Annotated in this window: 4 protein-coding genes and 3 pseudogenes; 4 read left to right on the forward strand and 3 right to left on the reverse strand. The window is 66.9% G+C overall.

From position 1 onward, the window contains the following. Positions 1 to 93: 93 nt before the first annotated feature. The 3 genes and pseudogenes from ACWDA7_RS49505 to ACWDA7_RS49515 form a co-directional block, all read right to left on the reverse strand. Entirely contained in the window at positions 94 to 1,464 is a 1,371-nt protein-coding gene (locus ACWDA7_RS49505) for a Fic family protein (protein ID WP_450614368.1), read from the reverse strand. A gap of 212 nt (positions 1,465 to 1,676) precedes the next feature. Continuing rightward, positions 1,677 to 1,906: pseudogene (gene tpg, locus ACWDA7_RS49510) on the reverse strand (telomere-protecting terminal protein Tpg); the annotation flags it as partial. Between the two features lie 121 nt (positions 1,907 to 2,027). Then, positions 2,028 to 2,450, reverse strand: a complete 423-nt coding sequence (locus ACWDA7_RS49515) for a nitroreductase/quinone reductase family protein (protein ID WP_450614370.1) — start codon at positions 2,448 to 2,450, stop codon at positions 2,028 to 2,030. Between the two features lie 373 nt (positions 2,451 to 2,823). Between ACWDA7_RS49515 and ACWDA7_RS49520 the strand changes: the two genes are divergently transcribed. The 4 genes and pseudogenes from ACWDA7_RS49520 to ACWDA7_RS49535 all read left to right on the forward strand — a co-directional run. Further along, positions 2,824 to 3,975 carry a SchA/CurD-like domain-containing protein gene (locus ACWDA7_RS49520; protein WP_450614372.1) on the forward strand — a complete coding sequence of 384 codons (1,152 nt, stop codon included), beginning with the start codon at positions 2,824 to 2,826 and terminating at the stop codon, positions 3,973 to 3,975. Between the two features lie 54 nt (positions 3,976 to 4,029). Next, a pseudogene (locus ACWDA7_RS49525) lies at positions 4,030 to 4,284 on the forward strand (IS982 family transposase); the annotation flags it as partial. 188 nt (positions 4,285 to 4,472) lie between these two features. Continuing rightward, complete coding sequence (locus tag ACWDA7_RS49530) at positions 4,473 to 4,919, forward strand: hypothetical protein (RefSeq protein ID WP_450614374.1); 447 nt, start codon at positions 4,473 to 4,475, stop codon at positions 4,917 to 4,919. A gap of 121 nt (positions 4,920 to 5,040) precedes the next feature. Further along, positions 5,041 to 5,321, forward strand: a pseudogene (locus tag ACWDA7_RS49535) (transposase); the annotation flags it as partial. Between the last annotated feature and the right edge of the window lie 343 nt (positions 5,322 to 5,664).

The raw sequence follows: 5,664 nt of genomic DNA on the forward strand, positions 1-5,664 counted from the left end.
TCGGACAATACGACCTCGACAGCACGCGGACCCCGATGCGACATAGAAATAGTCTACAGACTTAGACTCGCCATTTCCGGCGCGTCACACTAGCTAGGAGCCGAGGGAGACGGTGTTGCGTCGGGTCTGCGCGAGGTGGATGTCGACGTACCGCGTGAGGGTGAGCGCGTCCTGCGGCTCATCGGCCTGGAAAGTGACGCGACGCAGCAGGCTGACCTTGTCGAGCGCGACGCCCTCACGGGCGAGGACGAAGACGAGGGCGAGGAAGGCGGACCGGGCGTTGCCGTCGTCGAAGGGATGGAAGAAACACACGTCGAGATAGGCGCGTGCCGCCCGGGCGGTGAGGGCAAGAGGCCGCTCAGTGTTGCGCGCGCTCTCGGCCAGACTGGCGTCGAAGCGGGCTCGGGTGTCTGGGCCGATGCCGTAGCGTTCCCGACCTCTTTTGGCGAAAGCTGGCAGGTCGCGGAACGCCGGCGGTTGCTGTGTGCCCAGGACATGCTGCTGCCAGCGCTGGAGGAGCTCGAAGTCGAGGGAGGAGCCACGCGCCGCGTCGGCTCGCAACAGTTCCAGGGCGGTCAGCAGGCCCTGTGCACGGGCGGGATCCAAAGCGCCGTCGAAGGCGCGTACGTCGTCCGCTGCGCCATCGCGCGCCGGGACCACCGGTTCGTCCCGGCCGTCTTCCGCAACCTCCTGCCATGGCACGGTCTCGCGGACCACCAGCCAGCGCTCGAGGTGGTCCAGCGCTGGCCCGGCGGATCGTGCGCCGTCGTCCGGCCGCACTGACAGCGCGAGGCGCTCCGCGACATCCTCGACCAGCACCGGGTCAGGGCCGGTCCAGCTCGCGAATCGCCCGCCGATCGCCTCGTCGACCAGTTCCTGCGCGAGGTCAGGAGTAACGCCCCATCGGCTGAGGAACCAGGTGAGCACTTGACGGCAGTGTCCGTGCCAGCCGCTTCCACAGCCGGTCCGGTCGGTCACCTGCAGGATCAGGTTTCGGGCGGCGCGCTCCCACAAGATCCGCTGGTCCTCGACCTCGGCCAGGTCCAACGGGTACGCATCGAACCACCCGGCGAGACTCTCCAGCCACTCGCGCCACTCACACAGCGCCGCGACGACACGGGCGATCGTCTCCTGCGGTGTGGTGATCGAGTCCCGCGGGCAGCACCAGTTCCCGACGGGGCCTCCGTCGAAGTCGCCTTCGTCGTGCGACCAGCGCCAGCCCACGGTCCAACGGCCGTAGCGCTCGGCGAGGGCGTGCGACATGGCGTCGGCCCAGGACTGTCCCTCGCCCCAGCTCCAGGCACTCATCGCCGGGTCACCGAAGGGGATGTCAGGACGGCTGGGCACCCTCCCAGCAGGCCCGAGCGACCGCACCACCTGCGGCGCCGATACGCTGTCGAAGAAATGACGGGTGGGATCCACATCGCCCCAGGTCAGAAAACGGGGAGCCAGCTCGACAATCACCGCGCAAGCCTGCCACGTCCACCCGACTGCGGTTCAAGCGGATTACCGACTGAAGTGCTCTGGTGCCAGCCGAAGCAGTCTCATTCCGTCAGCCGCCCGCGCGCGCCCGCGCTGCGATCTTGGTGACAACAAGCCTGCCTGTGTGACAACCAACCACCATGCTTCGGCTCAACAGCACCGGCCCGGGGCGCGCAATTCTCCCTCTTTCCCAATTCGAAATCCATGTAGTCAATGTCGTTCATAGCAACGTCCGAGAGTCCCATGGCGCGGGCTCCCGTCGTCCTGGAAAGAGACGCCCTTAAATCCTTCGGCGATGATCTGTCGCATCTGCTGGTCGCTGGCGCCCGTGTCGCGGGCGTTGAACAGGCGGCGGGCGTAACTCGGCGGGCAGGTGCACGGTGAGTCGCCTAAAGCGGCCGTCGTCGGTCGTGCCGACCGGTGCTGCGCCGTTCGCATACTCCAAGACCAGGAGCAGCACCCTCAGCTTGGCACGAACCCATTCAGGGGGCGGGCTGGGTGAGGGGCGCGGGGGTTTCGATGTCCGTGGGCGTGGAAACGCAGGCTCACGCGACGGGCTCCAGTTTCACGATGGGGAACCTGCGCGACGTCCGGGTCTCGTAGTGCGCGCTGTCCGGCCAATACGCCGACCAGATCCCGTAAAGACGCTCCCACTCGGACGACGCGTGTGTCACGACGGTAGGTATCGCCCGGAGTATGTCCTCACCCACCTCGATCGTCACCTCGGGCATGGCGGTGACGTTGCCCACCCAGGCTGGATCCTTCTTTGCGCCACGCGAGGAGCCGCAGACGAGGAAGCTGTCACCGTCGGCCGCGTACACCAGGGGGTTCACCCGTTGCAGGCCGGTCCGGCGGCCGACCGTGTGAAGGAGCAGCAGATGCTTGCCCTTAAAGGGGCCTCCCACGATCCCGCCGTGTGCCCGGAACTGACCAATGATCCGCCTGTTTACCTCGTTCACGTCGCCCATGTCCGCCTCTCTCCGTCGAAGACCTCACTGGCTGTCAGCTAACCTTGATCTTTCTTGAAGGGCCATCGACCAAGTCGACGACCCCTTTTCGTTGTCGATGGCCGGGGTCGGGCAGGCCGAGGGCCCGGGTGTCGTCTCGGGTGGACGCCGGATTTAACTGCTCCGGGCTGGACCGTTCTCTCGCAGGACAAGCGAAACAGCTGGTCAGCTCCCACACAACCTCATCAGGTCGACGGTCCGTGCGCCCCGTCACTCGCATGGTCCATACGAGTCGCGCACTGACTGCGACCGGCACACGATCGAGGAACGGTGACGTCGCGTCACCCGCGGCTCGACGTTGCCTCCGCCCCCTCGTGAAGGAGAAGCGCGCAGGATGACCCCAACGTCTGAACCCACAACGTCTGAACGTGTTTCAGAACCGCTGACGCGACAGGTGTCGAAACGCGTCTCCCAGTCCGTCTTCGACGGCTCCGGGCTGCGTGTCGTGCTGCTGGTGGATGTCTACGACGGAGCCCAGCAGCAGTTCCTGGAAGCGTACGAACAGCTGTGCAGCCAGGTCGCGTCCATACCCGGACACGTCAGTGACCAGCTCTGCCAGTCCATCGAGAATCCCTCCCAATGGCTGATCACCAGTGAATGGGAGAGCGCCCCGCCCTTCCTCGACTGGGTGAGCAGCCAGGAGCACGTGCAGATGGTGCGACCGCTGCGCAGCTGTGTCCGGGACACCCAGTCCCTGCGCTTCCACATCGTTCGCGAGACCGGGAGCCAGGCTGCTGCCGCCTCCGCCGCGCGCCGGCTCCAAGCGGCTCCCCGGATCGGCGACGGCAAGATCCGCCACGCGCTCACCTTCACCGTCAAGCCGGGCAGCGAGCCGAAGGTCGCCAAGATCCTCGCGAACTACGCCCCGCCCCAGGCGAAGGTCGACGACACCACGCAGCTGTGCCGCACCTCCCTGTTCATGCACGGCAACCGGGTCGTACGGGCCATCGAGGTACAGGGCGACCTGCGCGCGGCGCTGCGCCAGATCGCCCGGCAGCCCGAGGTACAGGCCGTACACGAGGCCATCAACCCCTATCTGGAGCAAGAGCTGGACCTCAACGACTATGAGGCGGCCCGGGTCTTCTTCACCCGGGCGGCGGTCCCCGCCGTACACCATGTGACGGGCGATCAGGAGCGCTCCGAGTCGGAGCGGCACGCGCTGTACTACCCGGCCCGGCCGGGCCGCGGGACACACCTAGCCCGGCTGCTCGCCCAGCAGGACGAGACAGCGGCAAACGACCCGCGCAGCCCCATCAGCGGCAGCACGATCTTCCAACGCGACGAGATCGTAATCCGCCTGATCGACGTACGGGGCGGCCTCGACGCCGACCCCGTGCCGACCCTCGGCCTTCCAGACCCCGCGCAGGCAGCCGAGCTGACCACCCTCCTCGACAGCGCCGCACTCAAGAGCGGCGACCTCCCACACTTCCTCATGCTTGCCCGCATGGAACTCATCACCGACCACCGGTCCTCCCCCGACGCCTGAGACGAGTCTTTCCCAATGCCTGCGGGCGCAAGGAGAGGGTGTCCATGATCGTTTGTGACGACGAACCTGGACACCCTCGTGACCGCACTCTACGTAAAGATCGATGACGAGCGAGCGGGTATCGCGCGATTGCCGGGACGGCCGGCGAAGCTCAGCCACTCCGAGTTGCTGTGTCTGGCGGTCATGCAGGCGATGCTCGGCTTCCACTGCGAGGCCCGGTGGCTGCGGTATGTGCGCGCCTACCACGGCGACATGTTCCCGTTCATCCCCCACGACCCGGGCTACAACAAGCGGCTGCGCGTGGGAGTCAGTCAACCCGGCCCCGGCTGACACGGCCGTAGCGGAGGGCTGGAGTGAAGGCCGACGCTCGGCCGGCGGAGGAACCGGTGGGACTACCCGCTCCGATGGCGGCTTTACCCGTCGTAGATTCAACGACTCGTCGCGGCGTGATCGGCTACGGCTGACATGACGCATGCAAGCGTTGCCGGGGGCCCACCGTGCCGTACTACTTGCTCACCGTGACCGCTTCGCGGCGGACCAACCTCGGGCTGCAGGTCGAACCCGCCGTGCGGATCAGGGAGCTGGCGTCACGGGTGAATGACACCGACGTTCCCATGCCCGGCGACCGCCTCCTGCTCCATCGCCCCGACACGGGCACGTGGTGGATCGCCCCGCTGGCCGCCTTCGGCCTGGAGGCGTGGCGGAAGGACGGCCTCGTCTACACCCGCAGCGACCCCGCCGACCCGGAGTTCACGCTGGCCCTCGGCGGCCAAGGAGGCCCAGAGGAGGCCCTCCCGGTGGGCACCGAGATCTGGCTCGACGACAACGCTCCGACCAGCGGTCACCGCACCGATGGCTGGCGCCGCATCATCGCCGACATCGCCTCGGGTGACTGGCATCAGGCGGACCCGGACGCAGTCGACACCACCGTCACCGACCGCTGATCCCTCGACCCCGGCAGAGCGCCTGAGGCGGCCACATGGCCGGGGCGCCGTCTTCGTGCGGAAAAAGGGAGCCGCTCATCGGCACCCCGACCCTCGGCGAGTTGCCGGCGTACAGCTGTGAGTGACTCCCGATGTCCGGTCCTTCGCCCAGATGCTCACCGAGCGCCAAGGCGAACGGCTCCCCGAATGGCTCGACGCCGTCCGGCAGGACGACCTGCCCACCCTCCACACCCTCGCCGCAGGCATCGAACGTGACCGCCACGCCGTCATCGCCGGCCTCACCTGCCCTGGAACTCAGGTGTCGTCGAAGGACACGTCAACCGCATCAAGATGCTCAAACGTCAGATGTTCGGCCGAGTCGGCTTCGACCTCCTCCGCAAGCGTGTCCTGCTCTCCTCATAGGACATCGTTTTCCACTGGCTTGCGAGTCATCCTCGGATGTTGGCCGACCAGCCTCAGCTCGCCATGAAGCAGCCCAGCTCGCGTGACTTGTGCCGAAGTGCGGCTGCCCACGCGCCCTCAGAAGAATCCAGGGCCGTCGGGACCTGAACATCCTTGAACTCGCCACTCTCGGCCACGTCGGCCGGGTGCCAGTTCACCTCGATGCCCGCTCTCTCCGCCAGGACCAGCACCGTGACAACGAACCGTTCCTAGTGCCGCATCAGAGAACCTTTGCCCTGTTGTGATGTGACGCACCGTTCGGATGCTGGTCTGAACGGCTCGGTGTCTCCAGGCTGTTCGGGTG

The sequence above is a fragment of the Streptomyces sp. NPDC001156 genome (assembly GCF_053598275.1).

Excerpts from the sequence above, each read along its gene's own strand:
- ACWDA7_RS49515 (WP_450614370.1), bottom strand. The coding sequence starts at position 2,450 with ATGGGCGACGTGAACGAGGTAAACAGGCGGATCATTGGTCAGTTCCGG.
- ACWDA7_RS49520 (WP_450614372.1), top strand. The coding sequence starts at position 2,824 with ATGACCCCAACGTCTGAACCCACAACGTCTGAACGTGTTTCAGAACCG.